Consider the following 17,455-nt stretch of genomic DNA (forward strand, 5'->3'; position numbering starts at 1 on the left):
CGTATCTCCCGGCTCGAAAGCCGCCGCATGTAGGAATTTTGCCATGAACCACGGCAAGACGTATCGTAAGTTCAACCGCACCGCCGAGCACCGCAAGGCGATGTTTGCCAATATGGCGCAGGCGCTCATCACCCATGAGCAGATCGTCACCACCCTGCCGAAGGCGAAGGATCTTCGCCCGGTGGTGGAAAAGCTGATCACCCTCGGCAAGCGCGGCGGCCTGCACGCCCGTCGCCAGGCCATCGCCGAAGTCCGTGACGTCGCCGTCGTGCGCAAGCTGTTCGACGTGATCGGCCCGCGCTACAAGGAGCGCAATGGCGGCTACACCCGCATCATCAAGGCGGGCTTCCGCCATGGTGATTCGGCGGCCATTGCTGTGATCGAGCTGGTCGATCGCGACGAGTCGGCGAAGGGCGCTGCCGATCTGGCCCGCCACGAGGCGGCCAAGGCGGCGGAAGCCGCTGCTGCCTGAGCGGGAAGCTTCGACATTGAATGCGGAAAGGGGCGGTTTGACCGCCCCTTTTCTTTTTGGCGATGCGTGGGGATAGCGAAGGGGCCGCTGCCCTTTCTCCGCCGCAGGGCGGGGGTTATATCTTGCGCCATGAAACGGATCGCTCTCCTCGTCGCTTCCACTCTCCTCGTCACTCCCGCTTTGGCGCAGGCGCCGGCTGCCGGCGGCCCGCGCGTGCCGGCGTCGCGGGCGGAGATCGGCCTCAGTTTCGCGCCCGTGGTGGCGCGCACCGCGCCCGCCATCGTCAATGTCTATGCGCAGAAGACGGCGCCGCGGAACAACCCGCTGCTCGACGACCCCTTCTTCCGGCGCTTCTTCGGTGATCGGGGTTCGCCGGATGTGCCGGGCTTCGACCGGCGCCGCGAGCGTGTCGAGCAGTCGCTCGGCTCCGGAGTATTGGTCGATCGGTCGGGAATCGTCGTCACCAACAACCATGTCATCGACGGTGCCGATGAAATTCGCATCGCACTATCGGACAAGCGAGAGTTCGATGCCGAAGTGGTGCTGCGCGATGCCCGCACCGATATCGCTATTCTGCAGATCAAGGGTGGCAAGGGCGACTTCCCGTCCGCCACGCTAGGTTCGTCGGATGACCTTCAGGTGGGCGATATCGTACTCGCCATCGGCAATCCGTTCGGCGTGGGGCAGACGGTGACCCAGGGCATTGTCTCCGCGCTGTCCCGCACCCAGCGCGGGATCACCGATTATGGCTTCTTCATCCAAACGGACGCGGCGATCAATCCGGGTAACTCCGGCGGCGCGCTGGTGGACGGCGCGGGCCGTGTGGTCGGCATCAATACGGCGATCTTCTCGCGATCGGGTGGGTCGCAGGGGATCGGTTTTGCCATTCCCGCCGATATGGTGCGGGTCGTGCTGCAATCGGCGCTTTCGGGTAGCAAGGTCGTGCGCCGGCCGTGGCTGGGGGCGGATCTTCAGCAGGTCACGCCGGACATTGCCGAGGGGCTCGACGTGACACGGCCAACCGGCGCGCTGGTGCAGAGCATTTTCCCCGGCAGTCCGGCGGAGAAGGCGGGGCTGCGGGCGGGCGATCTCATCGTTGCCGTCGCCGGTCAGGAGGTGGACGATCCCGACGCCTTCGGCTTCCGCTTCGCCACCCGTCCGCTTGGCGGTTCGGTCGACCTTGGCATCGTCCGCCAAGGCAAGCCGGCGACGCTGAAGGTGGCGCTGGAAACCGCGCCGGAGACGGTTCCGCGCGATGAAATCACGCTCACCGGCCGCTCGCCGCTCGCAGGGGCGAAGGTCGTCAACGTTTCGCCGGCGGTTATGGAGGAAATGCGCACGCTGGATGCCACCAAGGGCGTCGTCATTGTGGCGGTTGAAGAGGGATCGCCTGCGGAGCGAACCAGTTTCCGCGTCGGCGATGTCATCATGGATATCAACGGCACCGCCATCACCACCACGGCCGATTTGCAGCGGATCACCCGCACACCGGTCCGCGCGTGGCGCGTGACCCTCCAGCGTGGCGGGCGGGTTATTTCCGCCCTGCTGCCGGGCTGAGGCGACCTTGGCTGATCTCTTTGCCTCCGCCGGGCTCGATAGTGCCGCTCCTCGGCCGCTGGCCGACCGGTTGCGGCCGCAGAAGCTGGGCGATGTCGTCGGGCAGGAGCACCTGACCGGGGAGGGCGGGGCTCTCACGCGGATGATCGCGAACCGCTCGCTCGGCTCGCTCATCTTCTGGGGCCCGCCCGGAACCGGCAAGACGACGGTGGCGCGGCTGCTGGCGCGGGAAACCGACCTGCATTTTGAGCAGGTCTCGGCCATCTTCACCGGCGTCGCCGAGCTCAAGAAGGTCTTCGAGGCGGCGCGGGGGCGGCGGGCGATCGGCCAGGGCACGCTGCTCTTCGTCGACGAGATCCACCGCTTCAACCGCGCCCAGCAAGACGGTTTTCTCCCCGTGATGGAAGACGGCACGATCACGCTGATCGGCGCCACGACGGAGAACCCGTCCTTCGAGCTGAATGCGGCGCTGCTTTCGCGCGCGCGTGTGCTGGTGTTCAAGGCGCTCGACGCCGCAGCGATCGAACGTCTGCTCCAGAGGGCGGAGGCTCTCGAGGGCCGTCGTCTCCCGCTCGATGCGGAGGCTCGTGCGGCGCTGGCTGGCATGGCCGATGGCGATGGGCGCTATCTTCTCGGCCTTGCCGAAGAATTGCTTTCCCTCCCGGAGGGGCCGGACCTCGACGTCAAGGCTCTTGCCGCGACGATGCAGAAGCGCGCGCCGATCTATGACAAGGGGCAGGACGAGCATTACAACCTGCTCAGCTGCTTTCATAAGAGCCTGCGCGGCTCGGATGTGAACGGCGCCATGTACTGGGCCGCACGCATGCTGACAGGGGGCGAGGACCCCGGCACCGTGTTCCGCCGGCTGTGCTGCGCGGCGTCGGAGGATGTGGGCATGGCGGACCCGCAGGCCATGCCGCAGGTGGTGGCGGCCTGGACGGCGTTCGAGCGGGTGGGCTGGCCAGAAGGGCGCCTGTTCCTCGCCCAGGCCATCGCCTATGTCGCGACGGCGCCGAAATCTAATGCCGCCTATTCCGCCTTTAATGCCGCTCTCGCCCTGGCGCAGAAGACCGGTTCGCTGGCGCCGCCGAAACACATCCTCAACGCCCCGACAAAGCTGATGAAGGAGCTCGGCTACCACGCCGGCTACCAGTACGATCACGATTATCCCGATGCGTTCGCCGGGCAGTCGTTCTTTCCCGAAGAGCTGGCCGGCGATGCACGTGTAGATTTCTACGCACCGAACGAGCGCGGCTTCGAGCGCGAGGTGAAGAAGCGTCTGGAGTATTGGGCGCGGCTGCGCCAGGAGCGGCAGGGCGGCGGCTAGACGGAAACGAACGGGGCAAGCGGCGTGCAGAGCATTCTTCTCATCTTCATCGGCGCCGGAATTGGCGGGGTGCTGCGCAACGCGTTTGGAATGACCGCCATGCGCCTGTTCGGCATGGGCTTTCCCTATGGCACCCTAGCGATCAACGTGATCGGCAGTTTCACCATCGGTCTCGTGGCGGGGTGGCTGACCTTCCTGGCCAGCGGCGGCTGGACCATGCATGCCCGCGCGTTCATCATCACCGGCATTCTTGGTGGCTTCACCACCTTCTCCACTTTTTCCCTCGACACAGCGTTGCTGGTGCAGCGAGGCGAGATCGGGTTGGCAGCCCTCTATGTGGCCGGCTCCGTCGCTCTTGCGCTGGTTGGCGTGTTCGCAGGCCTTGCGATCATGCGCGCTCTCGCGTGACGTAGCGCTCCGTCTCGGCTATGTGCAGGGGTAAGGAGTACCCACATCATGGCCGTTGAGACACGCCGCGTCGACGCGGATGAAGAGGGCATGCGGCTCGACCGCTGGTTCAAGACCCATTATCCCGACCTTTCCTTCGGCCATCTGCAGAAACTGCTGCGCAGCGGGCAGGTGCGGGTCGAAGGCGGGAGGGTGAAAACCAATACCCGGCTCTCCGCCGGTCAGGCCATCCGCATCCCGCCGCTCGAGGAAAAGCCGCAGCTTTCCGCCGCGGAGCATCTGGAAGCGGAGGAGGCCATCGCACGCGGCGAGGTGCCGCCCGCCCGTGCTCCCCGCGCGGCTCGTCCGGCCGAGGGCGAGGAACTCGCCGCCCCAGCCGTGCGCCGCGCCAGCTCGGACGACAAGGATGCCCGCGCGCTCAAGGACATGACGTTGTTCGAGGACCGCGACGTGCTGGTCCTTAACAAGCCGTTCGGTCTCGCCGTTCAGGGTGGGTCCGGCACCTATCGCCATGTCGATGGCATGCTGGAGGCCCTGCGTGGCACGGACGGGCAGAAGCCCCGTCTGGTTCACCGCATCGATAAGGACACGTCCGGCATCCTGCTGGTGGCGAAGACCCGTCTTGCGGCGTCGACCCTCGCCAAGACCTTCCGCTCGCGGTCGGCCCGCAAGGTGTACTGGGCACTGGTTCCCGGCGTACCTCGCCCGTCGCAGGGGCGCATCTCCACCTACCTAGCCAAGGACGAGGCGGCGGAGAAAATGCGTGTCGCCCGCCACGGCGACGACGAGGCGAGCCACGCCATCTCCTATTATGCCGTTGTCGACCATGCGGCGCAGAAACTGGCGTGGCTGTCGATGAAGCCTGTGACCGGGCGCACCCATCAGCTGCGCGCCCATGCCGCCCATATCGGTCACCCCATCGTCGGCGACCCGAAATACTTCAATGTCGAGAACTGGCCGCTGCCCGGCGGCTTGCAGAACCGGCTTCACCTGTTGGCGCGGCGGCTGGTCATTCCGCACCCGCGCGGCGACCGTCTGATCGATGTTTCCGCCCCGCTGCCGCCACACATGCAGCAGAGCTGGAGCGTGCTCGGCTTTGACGCGTCGCAGTACGACCCCATCGTTGACGCGCCGGAGAGCTGACCTTCCCAGCTGGCGGCTACACCCATCATGCGGCAGGCGGAGAGCAGGGGAGCGCGGCACGCGCGCCTCGCCGGATGGCGCCGCCGCGCGCAATCCGCTAGGCAGAGGCCGCTTTCTCACTCGGGGTTTTTCACCATGCTCAATGTCGTCCGGCTCGCGCTTGTTCTGACGGTGTTGATGGGGGCGACAGCCGTGCGGGCCGGTGAGTGTGACGGCAAGCTGGGCACGTCGCGGGTGCTTGTGGTCGATCCCGTGGGGCTGCAGGTGGGCACCAAGCATTTTCCACAGACGCTCGACCTCGCCGACCGCGAAGTGGTGCTCACCTTCGACGACGGCCCGCTGCCAGCCACCACCCCGTCGGTGCTGAAGACGCTGGCGCGCGAATGCGTGCGCGCCACTTTCTTCGTCATCGGCCGCAATGCGGCCGCGCATCCCGATCTTGTGCGTCGTGAGATCGCTGAGGGGCACACTGTGGCCCATCACAGTATGACGCATCCGATGACGCTGGCCGATATCCCCTATGACAAGGCTGTGGCCGACATCGAGAAGGGCTTCAAGGCCGATGACGGGGCAGCCTACGGCGCCAGCAGCGCCAATCCCCGCGTGCCTTTCTTCCGCTTTCCGGGCTTTGGCGCCTCGCCCGAACTGCTGGACCATCTCAAGCAGCGAGGTGTCGGCGTGTTCGGTGCCGATCTGTGGGCATCAGACTGGAATCCGATGACACCGGAGGAGCAGTTGACCCTGGTCATGACCCGGCTCGACCATGCGGGCCGGGGGATCATCCTCTTCCACGACACACGCGGGCAGACCGCGAAGATGCTGCCGGCCTTCCTCTCTGCGCTAAAGGACAAGGGATACCGGGTGGTCCACATCGTGCCGGCGCCGCCGCGCACGGCGGGTGTTCATTAGCGCTGGCGGGGCCGGCAGATCGGCGACCTTGACGGCAGCCTGCTGAAACGGCTCTTGCTGAAACGACAACGGCGACCCGAAGGTCGCCGTGTGCTCCGAAACCGGAAAATCTGGTGCGGTCGAGAGGACTCGAACCTCCACGGTGTTACCCACTGCCACCTCAAGGCAGCGCGTCTACCAATTCCGCCACGACCGCATCGCCAGCGCCAACTGCTTCGTGAGAGGCAAGCGCGAGCGGGGCATCGTCTAGCAGATGGAATAGGGGTCTACAAGTGCCGGCGCGGATCGGGCCGGGCCTGTGGACAGTTCCGCCGCAAGGTGGAGGCGACAGGAAGGGTAGCAGCCATTATGTATCGACCATGAACGAGATGCGCCCCTCTTCGACGGTTCCCATAGCCCGTGATGCGCTGAGCCCGCTCCTGCCGCCGCAGCCGGGCGCGGCACCTGTGCGCTGGCGCGTGTCCTCATCGCCCGTCGCCTATCCCGAAGCGCTGGCGGAGATGGACCGGGTAGCGGGGGCCATCGCTTCCGGGGAGGCGGATGAGTTGGTGTGGCTGCTGGAGCATCCGCCACTTTATACGTCGGGCACGAGCGCCCGGCCGGAAGACCTCGTCGATGCCGATAGGTTCCCGATCTTCCAGACCGGGCGGGGAGGGCAGTTCACCTATCATGGGCCCGGCCAGCGCGTCGCTTATGTCATGCTGGACCTCAAGCGGCGTGAGCCGGATGTCCGCCGCTATGTCGCGGCCCTGGAGGAATGGCTGATTCGAGCGCTCGATTCGTTCAATGTGCGCGGCGAGCGGCGCGAGGACCGCGTGGGAGTATGGGTCCGCCGCCCTGAGAAGGCCGGGTCCGGCGAAGACAAGATCGCCGCGATCGGCATAAGAGTGCGCCGCTGGGTGACGCTCCACGGCATCTCGCTGAATGTGGAGCCGGATCTCTCTCATTTCGGTGGCATCGTTCCCTGCGGCGTGCGGGAGCATGGTGTGACCAGCCTGGTCGACCTTGGCCTTCCCGTGACGATGGACGACGCCGATCTGGCCTTGCGCCGGTCATTCGAGACCGTCTTCGGGCCGACGGTGACCGAAGATGCTCCGCCCTAGACAGTGGGGCGCAAGGTGAATCCGTTTTCGGCGTCGCTGGCCGATATCGTCTCGTCTTGGGTTACAAGGTCGGTGACATCAGCGGCGGCCGGGCCGATCTGGCAGAGGGCGAGAAAAGCCGCCAGCGCGTCCGATGGGGCGAGGATCAGCGCTTCGACGGAACCGTCCTGCCGATTGCGCACCCAACCGTGCAGGCCGCGCTTCCCGGCCTCCCGGGCGAGCCAAGCCCGGTAGCCGACGCCCTGGACGCGTCCGCGAACGAATAGCCGGGTGGCGGTCACGGTCGACATGGTGAAATCCTGCAACAAAGTTCCGGTAGTGCGAAACCGCACGGCTCTTAAAGAATTGTCCCCCGGCCGACTCTTCATTAACACCGGCTCGTCAGCGAACGTGCATCGTTTCCGCTAAGGTCGAGCCGTTTCCCCTCACCACCCCGTCCGGAGCAGGGCATGCGCGAAGAGGCCGAGTTCGCCACCCCCTCGCGTGGCTCGGAGCATGATAGCGACCCGACCGAAGCCCCTGGCTTCGTCGATGCGGTGGTCGGCGCGATCGACGCCGGCGATGTCGAAGCGCTTCGAACCATTCTTCGCGACCTGCACGAAACGGACGTGGCGCGGCTGTTGGAAGCGCTGCCCGCGCCGGACCGGCCGAAGCTGATCGAACTTCTCGGCAGCGACTTCGACTTCACGGCACTGACCGAACTGGACGAGACGGCGCGCGTCCAGATTCTGGAGGCGTTGCCGACTCAGACCGTCGTCGAGGGCATGCGGGACCTCGATTCCGACGATGCGGTCTACATCCTCGAAGACCTCGACGATGCCGACAAGCAGGAGATTCTCTCCAACTTCTCCATCCCGGAACGCGCGGCGCTGCAGCGCAGCCTCGATTATCCCGAGGAAAGCGCCGGCCGGCGCATGCAGACCGAGTTCATCGCGCTACCGCCCTTTTGGACGGTCGGCCAGACGCTGGACTATATCGGCGAGACCGAGGGGCTGCCGGAAACCTTCTTCGAGGTGTTCGTGGTCGATGCCACCTATCGCCTCGACGGTTCCGTGCCGCTGGACCGGTTGCTGCGCACCAGGCGTGGCGCCAAGCTTGGCGATGTGGTCACGCCGGATCGCCATGTCGTCAACGCGACCGACGACCAGGAGGACGTGGCGCGGGTTTTCGAGCGCTACAACCTCATCTCCGCTCCCGTCGTCGACGAGGCCGGCCGGCTCGTTGGCGTGCTCACCGTCGATGACATCGTTGATGTGATCCAGGAGGAGGCGGACGAGGACCTGAAGGCACTTGGAGGCGTGGCCGGCGACGAGGAGCTTTCGGACAGCTTCTGGTACATCGCCCGCAGCCGTTTCTCCTGGCTGCTCCTGAACCTCATCGCTGCCAACATCGCCTCCTTCGTCATCGCGTTGTTCGAGGGAGAGTTGCAGCGCATGGTGGCGCTGGCGGTCCTGATGCCCATCGTTGCCAGCCAGGGCGGCAACGCCGCGACGCAGACCATGACGGTCGCCGTGCGTGCGCTCGCCACCCGGGAACTGCGGCCGAGCAATGCGCGCCGTGTCATCGCGCGCGAATTGCTGGTGGGTCTGTTCAACGGCGTGGTGTTCGCGGTCATCATGGCCGCAGTGGTGTTCGCCCGGTTCGGCCTTGCCGATCTCGGCTTCGTCATCGCGCTGGCGATGATCATCAACCTAGCGGCGGCAGCCCTTGGGGGAATCCTCGTTCCATTGGCGTTGGACCGCCTGAAGGTGGATCCCGCCGTGGCGTCGGGACCCTTTGTGACCACGATCACCGATGTGGTCGGCTTTTTCGCCTTCCTCTCGATCGCGTCGCTCTGGTTCTGAAGGGAGCGCACGCGACGTGTTCTTCACTCTGTCCAAAATCTTCTGGATGGTGGCGGCGCCTTCCACCCTGCTTAGCTTGGTCGCCATCGGCGGACTGATCCTCAGTCTGCGCTGGCGTCGGTTCGGGCTGACGCTGGCCGCCATCGGCGCTGGGGGGCTGTTGCTGATCGGCCTTGGTCCGTTCGGACGGATGATGCTGGTGCCGTTGGAGAACCGCTTTCCCGTCTTTGTCGATGGTGGCCGGCGTATTGACGGCATTGTGGTGCTTGGCGGCGCCGAACTGCCCGGCATCACGGCCGCGCGCGGGCAGCCCGCGTTCCAGGAATCGGCGGAGCGGATTCTGGCGCTTGGTGAGCTCGCCCGCCGCTATCCCGAGGCGCGGATCGTCTTCTCGGGCGGCAGTGGCAAGCTCCTGAAGCCAGCGATGCAGGAGGCGGACGTGGTGCGCCTGGCGCTGCCGCAAATCGGGCTGCCTGAAGGGCGGGTGATGTTCGAGCAGACCTCGCGCAACACCGCCGAGAACGCCCGGTTGACAAGGGCGCTCGTCAATCCGGCACCGGGCGAGAACTGGTTGTTGGTTACCTCGGCCTTTCACATGCCGAGAGCCGTGGGCTGCTTCCGCGCGGCGGGCTTCCCGGTCACCGCTTATCCCGTCGACTTCCGCACGACCGGGGATCCCGGCTATTTTCGCCTGTTCGGTTCGGTGGCGGAAGGGTCAGGCTTCTTTGAGCTGGCGCTGCGTGAATGGATCGGGCTCACAGTGTATTACTTCACAGGCCGTATCGATAGCCCGCTGCCGGCGCCAGCGGCTCCGGCAGTCCTCCGGTAGCTAGCTCAGGAAGGGGATCGCGGAGGCCCTAAGGCGCCGTTATCTCATCGCCGGCGGGCGGCAGCCCAAGGCGATAGACGCCGCGCAGATCTGCCGGCGCGACGGGCTTGCCCTTGCGATAAAGCACCAGTCGGCCGGCTGCGGCGAGACGCAGGGCGCCGCGCCGCACGGAGGGGAGCAGGCTCTGCCAGTCGGTACCGGTGGCGACGCTACGCGCGATCTCTTCCGGTGTCACCGTCCTGGCGGCGCCGGGCTGGCTGGCGACTGCGAGAATCGCCGCCTCGACGGCTTCCTCGGAAGGGCGGGAAATATCATCCGTCATTGTCGAGCACCCACTGCGAGTCACGGCCCAACTGCCGGTTAATCATGACGAGGAAGATGGCAAAGGTCGCCGCCATCAGCGCCCAGCCATTGATATACCAGCCGAGATAGGCAATCGCGAAGAAGAACGCGCGTTGCCCACGGTTGAAGTGTCGGCCGGCAATGGTGGCCATGCGTGCAAGCTTGACCACATGGGCCTGCGCCTGCGGCGTTGCGGCTTCTGAGGGAGGCGGCGTCGAGCCCAGCAGAATGGTTGAGTAATTGAACAGCCGGTAGGCCCAAGCGAATTTGAAGAACGCATTGGCGAAGATGAGCGTCAGGCCCAGTGTCTTCAATTCCCAGCTGGTGCGGTTCTGGACGCCGAAGGGCAGGTCGCGGAAAAGCGCCATCACCGCTTCGGTGGATTGCAGAATGGCCAGCGAGGCGCCGATTGCTAGCAGCGATGTGGAAGCGAAAAACGCGGTGCCGTTCTGCAGGGCCGCGACGATTTGGGCATCGACGATGCGGTTTTCGCGTTCCAGCATGCGGAGCATCCACTGGTAGCGATACGCGTCCATGCGGCGGTTCAGCGTGCGCTTTTCCGCCCAACCGCCTTCCATGACCATATGATAGGCGACCCAGGACAGGCAGAAGGCGGCGAAGGCCATCCCATCGATGAAGGTGAACCCCAGCATGGCGCTCTCGATTGCTCCGGCGGTCAACGCCCTGTTGGCCCGCGCTGCCGTGAGGGTGCGCGCGGTGGAGAGAGCTTTCAACCGATCTCAGTTCGACTTGTCGAGGGCAGTGGGCATGCGCTTAGGGCAGGGCAGTGCTGCGTGGAGCGCCCGGGAATGTGGCAATTTCGCGGTTGCGAACGTCGTAACGATTTATTAAATACTGTTTCAGATCGCGCCCCTACGCCGACGGTCGGCGGGCGCATCGCGGTGAACGTATCGTTCCGAGGTCATCATGAATTCCATTCCCGAGCGCTCCTGTTGGGGAGTCGCCCGCTGGGCTGTGGCCGCGTTCCTGACGGCGATTGCCCTTATCTATCTGTTCGGGGGCTTCCAGGCAGCGCAGATCGCCGCAGGGTGATCCCCACGGCGTTGGTCTCCAAGGTGTCAGTTCTAGGACACGGCTCGGCCCGCAAGGCCGGGCCGTTGTCATGTCGGGTCATGACTTGCCACGATCAACGGGATTGATGGGCGACATCACGGCCCTTCGTTTGCACGTCCGCCCGAGATGACGGAACCTGTCAGTCGAATGGACCAGGGAGCGGCGACGTGGTGCTGAGGCTGATCATCGGAAACAAGAACTACTCGTCGTGGTCGCTGCGGCCTTGGCTGGCGATGACCGCGCTGGGCATTCCGTTCGAGGAAGAGCTGGTGCCCCTCGATGCACCGGATTTCAAGGAGCGTATCTGGGCCCGCTCACCTGCCGGCAAGGTGCCAGTGCTGATCGACGGTGAAGCCGTGGTGTGGGAGTCGAGCGCCATTCTTGAGCACTTGGCCGAGCGCTTTCCCGAGAAGGGCGTGTGGCCGAGCGATCCTGTCGCCCGCGCCTATGCCCGCTCGCTCGCGACCGAAATGCACAACGGATTCGGCGCGCTGCGCAGCGTGGCGCCGATGAATCTCTGGCGCCCTGTCGAGGCCCGCTCCTTTCCGGAGGAAGCGTTGCAAGACGTGCGCCGCATCACCCGGCGCTGGGGCGAGGCCCGCGCCCGTTTCGGCGGCGGCGGTGACTTCCTGTTCGGGGCGTTCTGCGCCGCTGACGCCATGTACGCGCCGGTGGCGACGCGGCTGCGGACCTACGCCATTGAGGTCGATCCTGTCGCTGCCGCCTATGTCGAGGCCGTTCATGCCCACCCGGCTTTTGTTGCCTGGAAGGAGGCGGCCCTGCAGGAAACGGGAGCGCTCGCCGAGGATGAGGTCGACTGGCCGGTGGTCAAGCGGGTATAGAGCCCAGATCGCGTCTCGGACCCTGCCATGCCGCTCCACCTGCTGAAATTGTGCGTCGGCGCCGTGTCGGTCGAGGACCTGGAAGAATGGATCGCCGAATCGCTGGCCGGAAAGGCGGCGCGCGGTGAGGCGGTCGAGCAGGTGCACACCACGCGCATGGTGCCGACCCGGACGGCTGAGCTTCTGTCCGGCGGATCGCTCTACTGGGTGATCAAGGGTGAGGTCGCCTGCCGGCAGGCTCTGACCGGCATCCGTCCCTTCGTCGATGGAGATGGCATCCGCCGGTGCCATCTCGTGCTTGATCCGACGGTGCATCGCGTCGCACCCCGGCCGAACCGGCCGTTTCAGGGATGGCGGTACCTCAAGGCTGCCGAAGCGCCTCCAGACCTTGGAGCGGCCGGGGCGGCTCCCGCCCTGCCGGACGAACTCCGCCGCGAACTCCGCTCGCTGGGACTTCTCTGAGGCGAGGCAGGGACCCGAAGTGCCTTTCGCACGTTATTCCCGTACGGAATGAGCGAAAGGAACACCGGCATGAGCCAGACGAACCCCGAAGGTATGACCCACGTCAATTCCGACGATCGACGCGTTGTTGATAATGGCGAGGTGGTGGTGAAGGCCAAGACCGAGGAACGTCAAGCCGTCGAAGTGAAGCCAATGCGCTATGTTCTTGGCATCAGCCTTGGCTTGGTCATCGTCGGAATGGCGGTGGCCTATGTGACCATGGGCTGAGGCCGTTAGTTCAGCGTAGGCACGGACACATTGTCGATGAGGCGCGTCGCTCCGATGCGGGCCGCCACGAGCAAGCGGATGGGGCCGTCACCCGCACCGTTAATGGGGGCGAGCGTTTCGGCATGGCGCGCCTCGACATAGTCGAGGTGGAAGCCAGCGGCGGAAATCACGGCGCGCGCCTCTTCGACCGCAGCCTCCACCTTGCCATCCCGCGCGATGCGCTCTGCGGCCCCGCTCAGAGCACGGTAGAGGATGGTGGCTGTCGCGCGATCTGCCGTCGAGAGGTAAACATTTCGCGACGACATGGCGAGGCCGTCGGGCTCTCGTACCGTCGGCACGCCGACGATCTGCACTGGCAGATCGAGGTCGCGGGCGAGGCGCGTGACGACCTGTAGCTGCTGGTAGTCCTTCTCGCCAAACAACGCGACGTCCGGGAGCGCTTGGAGAAGGAGCTTAGCCACAACCGTAGCGACTCCGGCGAAGTGAGTCGGGCGAAAGGTGGTTTCCAGGCCTAGTGCCGGGCCGGCCAGCGAGATGATCGTGCAAAATCCCTCCGGGTACATCTCGCCGACATCGGGCACGAAAGCCACGTCCACTCCCGCGGCTTCGGCCTTGGCGAGGTCGGCCTCCAGCGTTCGCGGGTAGCGCGACAGGTCCTCGGTCGGTGCAAATTGAGTGGGGTTGACGAAAATCGTCACAATCACCCGCTCCGCCCGCTCCCTGGCAGCGGCCATCAGCGCCACGTGACCCGCGTGCAGCGCTCCCATCGTTGGAACAAGTGCGACTTTGTCCCCAGCGGCGCGCCACCCTTGAATCTGCGCTCGCAGCGCGGCAACGGTGTGGACGGTGCGGATCGCGCGGTCGCGTGTCATGGCGAAATCTCGTTCTGTCGGGGCGCGGAAGCTAGCAGAGCCGGACCGAGCGTCAACGCCGGCTGCATGTTCAACCCTTGGCGAGCGGGCTGTTGTCGAAGGCCACTCCCCCGATACACTTGCGCCGAATCCGTAGCAGGACCCCGCATGGCCGCCGACAAGACAACACCCGCGAGGACCGCGCCGCACGTCCCGGCGGGTCACTCCGCCGATACGGCATCCTTTCTCGCCGAGTTGGAGCGCCGCGCGCCTCTGACTGCAGAGAAGCGCGGGCGACTGATCTTCGGTCTCGACGCGACGATGAGCCGGGAAGCGACCTGGGACCTTGCCTGCGCCCTGCAGGCGGAAATGTTCGAGGAGGCTGCCCGCATCGGCGGGCTGGATATGCAGCTCGTCTATTATCGTGGCTCCGGCGAGTGCCGGGCCTCGCCCTGGCTGAATGAGGGGACAAAGCTGGGCGCGCTGATGGACCGTATTCAGTGCCAGGGTGGACGAACCCAGATTGGCCGGGTGCTCAGCCATGCGGCAGCGCAGGCGGCCAAGGGGCCCGTCGGGGCGCTCGTCTTCATCGGCGACGCGATGGAAGAGAATATCGACGCACTCTGCGCAGAGGCTGGCACACTCGCATTGCGCGGGGTGCCAGCCTTCATGTTCCAGGAGGGGGCTGATCCGCAGGCCGAGCGCGCGTTTCGCGAGATCGCACGGCTGACGAAGGGCGCGTTTTGCCGTTTCGACGCGGGCGCTTCAGCCGAACTGCGGGCGTTGCTGCGGGCCGCCGCGTCCTATGCCGCTGGCGGCACCAAAGCGCTTACCGCGTTGGCCGGCGCCTCGCCTGGAGCGCGCCGGCTCATTTCCGCCATGCAGGATACGCGATGATCAATCTGCTGATCGGGGCGGCGATCGTCGCGCTGCTCTATTACGGCCTCAAGGCGTTTGGCCGTGCCAATCCGGCGGTACTCGCTCAATTCGGACGCAGAGTGGGAGGCGGCGCGCTGATCCTCGTCGCCGGTTTTCTCGGCATGCGAGGGCATATCGAGACGGCGCTTCCCCTGGGAATTTTCGGCCTTTCGCTGTTCGGGTGGGACATCCGCAAGGCGTTTACGTCCGGCCGGAGTGCGCCGACCGAAGGGCGAACTTCCACGGTGCGCACCGCCTTTCTCGACATGGAACTCGACCATGACAGCGGAAGGCTGACGGGGAAGGTGACCAACGGCCCCTTCGCCGGGGCGGCGCTTGACGCCCTCGATGTCCCAAGTGTGGCCCGTCTCGCCCTCGACGTTGATGTCGAGAGCCGCCAGCTACTCGAAGCTTATCTTGACCGCCGGTCGGCCGGCTGGCGTGAGAACGTGGAGGGACAAGCGGGCGGGCGGCGCGCTGACCCGCCGCGCCGCGGCGCGATGACGGAAGAGGAGGCCTACCAGATCCTGGGGCTTGAGCCGGGGACGGGGGCGGACCAAATCCGCCAGGCTCACCGTTCCCTTATGAAGAAACTCCATCCCGACCAGGGCGGGTCGAACTATCTCGCTGCCCGGGTAAACGAAGCGAAGGATGTCCTGCTCGACCGCCATTGACGCCTCCCCCGGATCAGTTGCGGAACACCATGCAGCCGAAGTCGCTGCGCTTCAGGGCATCGCAGGCCTTGCGCGCGGCGGACTCGGCATCGAAGCCGGCGAACCGGGCGCGGACGATCCGGGTCGACCCCTTCACCGCCTGCTCTGTGTAGGCATCGGCCTTCGCAAGGGCCCGGCCGGCCTTCTGCTGCGCCTTGGCGAGCTGTGCGCGCGCATCGGCCTCGCTGCCGAAAGCGCCGATCTGGATCGCCCAGCCCGAGCGCGGAGCCGTGGACTGCTCGGCGGTCTCGGCTTCCTGGCGCGGAATTTCGATCGGGCCTGCGCTCGCCACCTGCACCTGCTGGCGGATGGCGTGCTGCGCCGGAGCGGCAGCTGCGGTCTCCGAGGATTCCGCGATGAAGCCGTTATTGGTGAAGGAGAGCGTACCCAGAATGCCCGGCTGGTTGCTGAAGGTGGCAACCGGCTGGCTCGGACGAGCCACCGCGACGGTCTTGACCGCAACCGGCACGATCGGGGCGGCGGATCCAACGGGGGGCGTGTTGGCGGCGGGGGCATTCGTCGCAGCCCGGGCCGGGCGCGCCGGAGAGGGGGCGGGTGTCGGGACGGAAGCGGTCGGCTCCATATCGGGAACGGCCGAGGCCATGGCGACGCGCGGGCTGGTGGTCGGCACCGGAATGGTCTTGGGGGCCGCCGGAGCCTCTTCCGCCATGGCCACGGGAGCGGAGGCGTCGTCGGCAGAAGCGCCAGGCGGCGGGCTGCTCATGCGCGCCACCATCTGTCGGCCAGACTGAGCCTTGCCGAGGTTTTCGCCGATCAGGGCCACCATGCGGTCATCGCGCGAGGCAGCGCTGGCGCCGCCCATCACGACGGCGATGACGTAACGACCGTTCTTCTTCACGCTGGTGAGCAGGTTGAAGCCAGACGCGTTGGTGTACCCGGTCTTGATCCCGTCGACGCCATCGACCCGCCCCAGCAGGCGGTTGTGGTTGCGAATGGCGACGCCGCGATACTGGAAGCTGCGAATCTCGAAATAGGCGTAGTACTTCGGAAAGCGTTCCTGAATGGCGCGGCCGAGGGTGGCGAGATCGCGGGCCGTGGTCACCTGCTCGGGGTTGGGCAGACCGTTGGGATTCTTGAACACCGAGCGCGACATGCCGAGCTGGCGAGCCCGCCGCGTCATCAGATTGGCGAAGGAGGAGGAACTGCCGGAGATGTTCTCGGCGACCACCACGGCAACATCATTCGCGGAGCGGGTGATCAGCGCCTGGATGGCGTCCTCGACCGAAATCGTTGAGCCGGCCTTCACGCCCAGCTTGGAGGGCTGCTGTGCAGCGGCATAGGCGGAAACGCGAAGCGGGGTGTTCAGCTTCATCCGGCCGCTCTCCAGCTGCTCAAACAGCAGATAGAGCGTCATCACTTTGGTGACCGAGGCCGGATGGCGTAGCGCATCGGCATTTTCGGCGTCGAGAACGCGACCGGTATTGGCATCGACGACGATGTGCGAATAGCCCCGTTGCCAGTTGCCTGTGCTGGCGACGGCCCGGGTCGCCGCGGGCTTCGCCCGAACCGTCTTCTTCTTCGGCGCGGCCTCTGCAAAGCCGGCTCCGAGGATGGAGACCGCCAACACCGCCACGGCGGCACGCATGAAAGTGGTGCCGACCATTTCCGGAACCCGCATCTGTTCGTCCCGCTACTCGCTGCCGGCAGGTGATGCCGGAACTCAACCCATTCGTCAGGAAAAAGGCCGCTGCGGCGCGGCGTTGCTGCCGCTGCGAAGGCCTAGACCGTTAAGGAACCCTGCCGAACCATCACTTCCCAAAGCTTAAAAAGGGCAGGGTTACAGAGTCGTAAAGAAGGCTCATCAACGCTGTTGATATGGCATGAAGATGGTGCGGAGCCTGCGTCGTGGCGGCAATGTTGCGTCGCACAAATTTCTTGACCCCCTTGGTGCGGTGCATTACAAAATTTGGAGGGAGAATTCCCGGGCGGGCGCGAGTGGCCAAGTGAGCGACGCGCGTTTTGGAACACCAAGGAGCGGGCTCATGCTGCAGAATTTTGACGACATCCAGAAGGTCGGTAAGGACAACCTCGAACTCGCGGTCAAGAGCTTCGGCACCGTGTCCAAGGGCGTCCAGTCGATCGCGGTGGAAGTGGCCGATTACTCGAAAAAGTCCTTCGAGGAAGGCACCGCTGCCGCTGAGAAGCTGTTCGGCGCCAAGACGCTCGACAAGGCGGTTGAGATCCAGTCCGACTATTTCAAGAGCGCCTATGAGAGCTTCGTCGCTCAGGCGACCAAGATGGGCGAGCTGTACGCCGATCTGGCTAAGGAGACGTACAAGCCCTACGAGAGCGTTCTCGCCAAGGTCGCCGTCACCAAGTGATCCGCGCTCATTGAGCGATCGCGGGCGAGGCCGGGTTCCGGCAATCGCCTGA

Annotated in this window: 21 protein-coding genes and 1 tRNA gene; 16 read left to right on the plus strand and 6 right to left on the minus strand. The window is 65.5% G+C overall.

Translation table 11 applies throughout. From position 1 onward, the window contains the following. The first annotated feature begins 43 nt into the window (after positions 1-43). From rplQ to ACO07Z_RS04025, 6 genes are all read left to right on the plus strand, one after another. A complete protein-coding gene (gene rplQ, locus ACO07Z_RS04000) occupies positions 44-472 on the plus strand; it encodes a 50S ribosomal protein L17 (protein WP_244376902.1) in 429 nt (142 codons plus the stop codon). A gap of 129 nt (positions 473-601) precedes the next feature. Beyond that, positions 602-2,029 (plus strand): DegQ family serine endoprotease, encoded by a 1,428-nt coding sequence (locus tag ACO07Z_RS04005; protein ID WP_421697484.1) that lies wholly within the window; start codon positions 602-604, stop codon positions 2,027-2,029. A gap of 7 nt (positions 2,030-2,036) precedes the next feature. Continuing rightward, on the plus strand, positions 2,037-3,356 hold the full coding sequence (locus tag ACO07Z_RS04010; RefSeq protein WP_421697485.1) for a replication-associated recombination protein A: 1,320 nt from the start codon (positions 2,037-2,039) through the stop codon (positions 3,354-3,356). 24 nt (positions 3,357-3,380) lie between these two features. After that, positions 3,381-3,764, plus strand: coding sequence for a fluoride efflux transporter CrcB (gene crcB, locus ACO07Z_RS04015; RefSeq protein ID WP_421697486.1), 384 nt, complete (start codon positions 3,381-3,383; stop codon positions 3,762-3,764). Positions 3,765-3,812: 48 nt separating this feature from the next. Continuing rightward, entirely contained in the window at positions 3,813-4,907 is a 1,095-nt protein-coding gene (locus tag ACO07Z_RS04020) for an RluA family pseudouridine synthase (protein WP_421697487.1), read from the plus strand. A gap of 135 nt (positions 4,908-5,042) precedes the next feature. Beyond that, on the plus strand, positions 5,043-5,816 hold the full coding sequence (locus ACO07Z_RS04025; RefSeq protein WP_421697488.1) for a polysaccharide deacetylase family protein: 774 nt from the start codon (positions 5,043-5,045) through the stop codon (positions 5,814-5,816). A gap of 111 nt (positions 5,817-5,927) precedes the next feature. On the opposite strand, the gene ACO07Z_RS04030 is transcribed toward ACO07Z_RS04025, so the two are convergent. Then, positions 5,928-6,012 (minus strand) — tRNA-Leu (locus ACO07Z_RS04030). Between the two features lie 172 nt (positions 6,013-6,184). On the opposite strand from ACO07Z_RS04030, the gene lipB reads away from it, so the two are divergent. Continuing rightward, complete coding sequence (gene lipB / locus ACO07Z_RS04035; RefSeq protein ID WP_421697880.1) at positions 6,185-6,919, plus strand: lipoyl(octanoyl) transferase LipB; 735 nt, start codon at positions 6,185-6,187, stop codon at positions 6,917-6,919. Here lipB and ACO07Z_RS04040 read toward each other — a convergent pair. Continuing rightward, positions 6,916-7,209, minus strand: a complete 294-nt coding sequence (locus ACO07Z_RS04040; protein ID WP_421697489.1) for an acylphosphatase — start codon at positions 7,207-7,209, stop codon at positions 6,916-6,918. The two genes, lipB and ACO07Z_RS04040, sit on opposite strands and share 4 nt — an antisense overlap. 159 nt (positions 7,210-7,368) lie before the next feature. Between ACO07Z_RS04040 and mgtE the strand changes: the two genes are divergently transcribed. Together mgtE and ACO07Z_RS04050 are read left to right on the plus strand one after the other, a co-directional pair. Next, a complete protein-coding gene (mgtE, locus tag ACO07Z_RS04045) occupies positions 7,369-8,763 on the plus strand; it encodes a magnesium transporter (protein WP_421697490.1) in 1,395 nt (464 codons plus the stop codon). 16 nt (positions 8,764-8,779) lie between these two features. Then, entirely contained in the window at positions 8,780-9,592 is an 813-nt protein-coding gene (locus ACO07Z_RS04050) for a YdcF family protein (RefSeq protein WP_421697491.1), read from the plus strand. A gap of 28 nt (positions 9,593-9,620) precedes the next feature. Here the strand turns inward: ACO07Z_RS04050 and ACO07Z_RS04055 are convergent, their stop codons facing one another. Both ACO07Z_RS04055 and ACO07Z_RS04060 read right to left on the minus strand, forming a co-directional pair. After that, positions 9,621-9,914, minus strand: coding sequence for a DUF3253 domain-containing protein (locus ACO07Z_RS04055; protein WP_421697492.1), 294 nt, complete (start codon positions 9,912-9,914; stop codon positions 9,621-9,623). Further along, a complete protein-coding gene (locus tag ACO07Z_RS04060) occupies positions 9,904-10,587 on the minus strand; it encodes a DUF599 domain-containing protein (RefSeq protein WP_421697881.1) in 684 nt (227 codons plus the stop codon). The genes ACO07Z_RS04055 and ACO07Z_RS04060 overlap by 11 nt, the downstream gene beginning before the upstream one ends. Before the next feature lie 274 nt (positions 10,588-10,861). Here ACO07Z_RS04060 and ACO07Z_RS04065 point away from each other — a divergent pair, with 274 nt between their 5' ends. From ACO07Z_RS04065 to ACO07Z_RS04080, 4 genes are all read left to right on the plus strand, one after another. Continuing rightward, on the plus strand, positions 10,862-10,987 hold the full coding sequence (locus tag ACO07Z_RS04065; RefSeq protein WP_421697493.1) for a hypothetical protein: 126 nt from the start codon (positions 10,862-10,864) through the stop codon (positions 10,985-10,987). Positions 10,988-11,175: 188 nt separating this feature from the next. Beyond that, positions 11,176-11,850, plus strand: a complete 675-nt coding sequence (locus ACO07Z_RS04070; RefSeq protein WP_421697494.1) for a glutathione S-transferase family protein — start codon at positions 11,176-11,178, stop codon at positions 11,848-11,850. Between the two features lie 27 nt (positions 11,851-11,877). Continuing rightward, entirely contained in the window at positions 11,878-12,312 is a 435-nt protein-coding gene (locus ACO07Z_RS04075) for a DUF1489 family protein (protein WP_421697495.1), read from the plus strand. Between the two features lie 69 nt (positions 12,313-12,381). Further along, complete coding sequence (locus tag ACO07Z_RS04080; RefSeq protein WP_421697496.1) at positions 12,382-12,579, plus strand: hypothetical protein; 198 nt, start codon at positions 12,382-12,384, stop codon at positions 12,577-12,579. A 5-nt stretch (positions 12,580-12,584) separates the two neighbouring features. Here the strand turns inward: ACO07Z_RS04080 and panC are convergent, their stop codons facing one another. Further along, positions 12,585-13,451, minus strand: coding sequence for a pantoate--beta-alanine ligase (gene panC / locus ACO07Z_RS04085; RefSeq protein ID WP_421697497.1), 867 nt, complete (start codon positions 13,449-13,451; stop codon positions 12,585-12,587). 147 nt (positions 13,452-13,598) lie between these two features. Between panC and ACO07Z_RS04090 the strand changes: the two genes are divergently transcribed. Next, on the plus strand, positions 13,599-14,327 hold the full coding sequence (locus ACO07Z_RS04090) for a VWA domain-containing protein (RefSeq protein ID WP_421697498.1): 729 nt from the start codon (positions 13,599-13,601) through the stop codon (positions 14,325-14,327). Continuing rightward, positions 14,324-15,022, plus strand: coding sequence for a DnaJ domain-containing protein (locus ACO07Z_RS04095; protein ID WP_421697499.1), 699 nt, complete (start codon positions 14,324-14,326; stop codon positions 15,020-15,022). The genes ACO07Z_RS04090 and ACO07Z_RS04095 overlap by 4 nt, the downstream gene beginning before the upstream one ends. Positions 15,023-15,035: 13 nt before the next feature. On the opposite strand, the gene ACO07Z_RS04100 is transcribed toward ACO07Z_RS04095, so the two are convergent. Next, positions 15,036-16,667: a serine hydrolase gene (locus ACO07Z_RS04100; RefSeq protein WP_421697500.1), complete on the minus strand. Its 1,632-nt coding sequence runs from the start codon at positions 16,665-16,667 to the stop codon at positions 15,036-15,038. Between the two features lie 397 nt (positions 16,668-17,064). On the opposite strand from ACO07Z_RS04100, the gene ACO07Z_RS04105 reads away from it, so the two are divergent. Beyond that, entirely contained in the window at positions 17,065-17,403 is a 339-nt protein-coding gene (locus ACO07Z_RS04105; protein WP_421697501.1) for a phasin family protein, read from the plus strand. Positions 17,404-17,455 lie beyond the last annotated feature (52 nt).

Origin of the sequence: Ancylobacter sp., assembly GCF_965229075.1 — a bacterium.
GTDB lineage: Bacteria > Pseudomonadota > Alphaproteobacteria > Rhizobiales > Xanthobacteraceae > Ancylobacter.

Excerpts from the sequence above, each read along its gene's own strand:
- rplQ (WP_244376902.1), top strand. The coding sequence starts at position 44 with ATGAACCACGGCAAGACGTATCGTAAGTTCAACCGCACCGCCGAGCAC.
- ACO07Z_RS04005 (WP_421697484.1), top strand. The coding sequence starts at position 602 with ATGAAACGGATCGCTCTCCTCGTCGCTTCCACTCTCCTCGTCACTCCC.
- ACO07Z_RS04020 (WP_421697487.1), top strand. The coding sequence starts at position 3,813 with ATGGCCGTTGAGACACGCCGCGTCGACGCGGATGAAGAGGGCATGCGG.
- ACO07Z_RS04025 (WP_421697488.1), top strand. The coding sequence starts at position 5,043 with ATGCTCAATGTCGTCCGGCTCGCGCTTGTTCTGACGGTGTTGATGGGG.
- lipB (WP_421697880.1), top strand. The coding sequence starts at position 6,185 with ATGCGCCCCTCTTCGACGGTTCCCATAGCCCGTGATGCGCTGAGCCCG.
- ACO07Z_RS04040 (WP_421697489.1), bottom strand. The coding sequence starts at position 7,209 with ATGTCGACCGTGACCGCCACCCGGCTATTCGTTCGCGGACGCGTCCAG.
- mgtE (WP_421697490.1), top strand. The coding sequence starts at position 7,369 with ATGCGCGAAGAGGCCGAGTTCGCCACCCCCTCGCGTGGCTCGGAGCAT.
- ACO07Z_RS04055 (WP_421697492.1), bottom strand. The coding sequence starts at position 9,914 with ATGACGGATGATATTTCCCGCCCTTCCGAGGAAGCCGTCGAGGCGGCG.
- ACO07Z_RS04060 (WP_421697881.1), bottom strand. The coding sequence starts at position 10,587 with ATGCTGGGGTTCACCTTCATCGATGGGATGGCCTTCGCCGCCTTCTGC.
- ACO07Z_RS04065 (WP_421697493.1), top strand. The coding sequence starts at position 10,862 with ATGAATTCCATTCCCGAGCGCTCCTGTTGGGGAGTCGCCCGCTGGGCT.
- ACO07Z_RS04075 (WP_421697495.1), top strand. The coding sequence starts at position 11,878 with ATGCCGCTCCACCTGCTGAAATTGTGCGTCGGCGCCGTGTCGGTCGAG.
- ACO07Z_RS04080 (WP_421697496.1), top strand. The coding sequence starts at position 12,382 with ATGAGCCAGACGAACCCCGAAGGTATGACCCACGTCAATTCCGACGAT.
- panC (WP_421697497.1), bottom strand. The coding sequence starts at position 13,451 with ATGACACGCGACCGCGCGATCCGCACCGTCCACACCGTTGCCGCGCTG.
- ACO07Z_RS04090 (WP_421697498.1), top strand. The coding sequence starts at position 13,599 with ATGGCCGCCGACAAGACAACACCCGCGAGGACCGCGCCGCACGTCCCG.
- ACO07Z_RS04095 (WP_421697499.1), top strand. The coding sequence starts at position 14,324 with ATGATCAATCTGCTGATCGGGGCGGCGATCGTCGCGCTGCTCTATTAC.
- ACO07Z_RS04100 (WP_421697500.1), bottom strand. The coding sequence starts at position 16,667 with ATGCGTGCCGCCGTGGCGGTGTTGGCGGTCTCCATCCTCGGAGCCGGC.
- ACO07Z_RS04105 (WP_421697501.1), top strand. The coding sequence starts at position 17,065 with ATGCTGCAGAATTTTGACGACATCCAGAAGGTCGGTAAGGACAACCTC.